The organism is Moorena sp. SIO4E2 (assembly GCF_010671945.1).
Classification (GTDB): domain Bacteria; phylum Cyanobacteriota; class Cyanobacteriia; order Cyanobacteriales; family Coleofasciculaceae; genus Moorena; species Moorena producens.
The window spans coordinates 1-3,099 of sequence record NZ_JAAHIE010000730.1; the positions used below are offsets into that span (position 1 = coordinate 1).

Here is a 3,099-nt window from a genome sequence, read left to right on the forward strand (position 1 = left end):
GTTATTTGGAACATTTGGCTTAGTGTTCTAGTTGTCAAACATGTTGGGGTTCGCCCTTCCATTTTTTATAGCTTGTTTGTCCAAGAAAATCAATCAACTACTTAGTCCTCATATCCTTAAAGCTGATTGACGAGTGTTCCTGTAGTTTATATATGAGTAAATAAATAAGTGACAGCGTTTTTCATAACTATCAGGTGCGCTTTCCGCCTTAAGAATTCAATTCGATCTTTGTGCCCTTTCCAATGGATTCCCCGGCCTAGGAGGCGCGCCTTGGCCAAAATGCCACGCTACGCGAACTGGTGGCACCTCAAGTACACCGGTTTTTTTTCTCTTACCTCTTTTCCTATCCTGGGAGGTAAAAAGAGTTTTTTTATTAATAAATTTTTTTATTCATAAAAAGGGATTTTTTACCTTAAAGGTGCGCTTTCCAATGGCCGGGGAACCCGGCTTTGGATCGCACCTTAAAAAGACCCTCTCGCCATGACCCCATATCCCTTTTACCCGATTGACTTGACAATTTATTCGTGAGCAATGTTACAGCCCTGCGTTAATAAGGGGTGCAGGCAAAAGTCAACGGGTGCATCTCATATTTGTAAAAAATATCGGAAGTGTGGGGCGGGGGCGCGGGGAGTGTGGGGCGGGGGCGCGGGGAGTGTGGGAATTTTCTCCCGAATTTTTGCCTAATTGCAAAAGCGATGCAGCGCGGTCTTGGGGGTTCCCCCCATGAGCGACTGCATCAAGACACTGAGATGCACCCAAAGTCAACAGGGGCAATAGCTCCAGGATTTGATAATAAAAAAAAATATAAAAAAAAATATTATACTTAACGAAAAATGCTATAGAAGTCCTTTTTTTATGACATTAACTTTTGTTACAATAACAACGCTGTTTTGCCAAAAAACCTTGACATAAAATTAAACAAAGACTACAATTTAAATTAAGGTTGATCAACCTTAATTTAAATTACGAATAACACAGAGATTGCAAAGATATGGCAATTGGAAAACTCCCCGAAAAACCAAACATTTTGATCCTTCTGAACGACCAGGATAGTGCAGCACAGGATTGGCTACCTGAGTTTGAAAAAGAGCACTTGCCTACGACTATGCGGTTGAAAAAAAATGGGTTGAGTTTCAAGAAGAATATTATTGCTAGCTGCGCTTGCTCCCCTTCCCGCGCCGCACTGCTTACCGGTACTTATCAGACGCAGAACGGTGTCGCCAAGACATTGGGAATGCCAAAGGACAAAACCCAAGGGAAGGACTCAAAACCTACAGGCTATATGCAGAATGTCCTGAAGCCCACCCAGATCAACATCGCCCATATGCTCAGCGCTGCCGGTTACCAAGTGATTTGGAAAGGTAAATGGCACTTGAGTCATCCAATTAACGGTACATCAACATGGAGTGACAAGGACATTGAGTACATGAAGTCAGCTTATGGCTTTGAACAATGGAATCCCTGGGACGCGGGGCACTCAAAAAGCGATCCCCGAACCTTGGGGGGCGGCAAGTTGTACAACAACGACGCACGCTTTGTGGATGGAAGCACATACACAGATGAGCATCTACGAACTCCAGAGGCAGGGTGCGTCATCGAATTTCTTAACAACTATAAAAAAGGAGACAAGCCGTTTTGCCTGATCGTGTCCTTGGTAAATCCTCATGACATTTGGGTGGCGCCCAATTACGATGACACTCCAGATGACAAGAATACAGGGTACGAAAGAGAAGATGGCGACAGGTACGATTTGCCCTTGCCCAAAACCTACAAGGAGGACTTGTCCCTGAAGCCTGATGTCCATACCACTTTGCGTGCGATGCAGGCACGAGGTGACAATCCGGACAGGCAAATTACCGATGAGAAAGTAGCGAAAAATTATGTAGGTTTCTACGGCTACCTCAAGACACTTGTGGATCAGGAGATGGGTAAAGTCCTGGATGCCCTTGATAATAATGGTTTAACAGAGGACACCTTAATTATACGCACTGCAGATCATGGCGAGCTATGTCTTTCTCATGGTGGACTGCGGGAGAAACCTTACAATGCTTACGAGGAAACCATTAATGTTCCTCTGATTTTCTCTAACCCCAAGCTTTTTGCTGAACCCAAGGAAACCGACACCCTTGCCAGTGCAGTAGATCTGATGCCAACTTTGGCAAGCATTGCCGGGGTATATGACTCATTTTCCTTTGCCTTCAGGGGTCGTGATTTAACACCCATGCTTACAAATCCTGAAGGGACTATAGACCGAGAATACGTACACTTTGCCTCAGACGACGGTCGCCTGCCAGATGAGTTAAGCGATATTCCTGAGCTGATCCGTACAATCCGCTCCAAAGAATGGAAGTATTCGGTTTATTTCACTCCAGACGGCAGGAAGTTCGAATATGAAATGTACAATCTGGTTGAAGATCCCTACGAGGAGAACAACATTGCTGGTGCACAAAAATATATGAAGGATCAGATCCACCTTCATGAGGATCTCGAAACAGAAATGATGAAGATGGTAAGTTTGCCGGATCTATTTTGGGTCGTCACAGAGGACATGGAAGAACAAGAGTACATACCCACATATCACTGGCCTACTGCGGAAGAAGCATGGGAGCAGAGTCGGTTGCAGCTCGCAATAAATCAGGTTGAGAAAAAGCTGTCCAAACGGAAGAAAGTAAGGACTAACCGCATCGAAAGCATCATCAAGAATATATCACCAGACGAGCTGTGGTGGGTAAGACCAGCAAAAATGGAGTTCAATACCTAGACCGTCTAGTGGTAAGCTGTTAAAGCAGATTAATCTTGCTTTAGGGAACTCGAAGTAATTTTTCATGGTGCTAAGTTATACCTAGTGGCGAACTAGGTATAACTTAACACCGCTTTTCAAGAACTTAGAAGATAATCAGTTTGCTCAACCTATCTTAAGAAATGGTTTACTGACGGTTTAAATCCAAAATAATAATGCAAGTCTTGATACTAATTTTTTATTACATTGGCGGGCGATCGCTAGCCATAATTCTGCTTTTTTTTTATAAAAAATTTCGAAAAATTTTAGACTGGGAAATTGCCATAGTTGACTTGTTTAAAAATCTAACTCTAAGTATC

At 43.4% G+C, this 3,099-nt stretch carries 1 protein-coding gene; it reads left to right on the forward strand.

Annotated features, from left to right (window positions below):
- Positions 1 to 991: 991 nt before the first annotated feature.
- Positions 992 to 2,761, forward strand: coding sequence for a sulfatase-like hydrolase/transferase (locus tag F6K37_RS36150; RefSeq protein ID WP_287255803.1), 1,770 nt, complete (start codon positions 992 to 994; stop codon positions 2,759 to 2,761).
- Positions 2,762 to 3,099 lie beyond the last annotated feature (338 nt).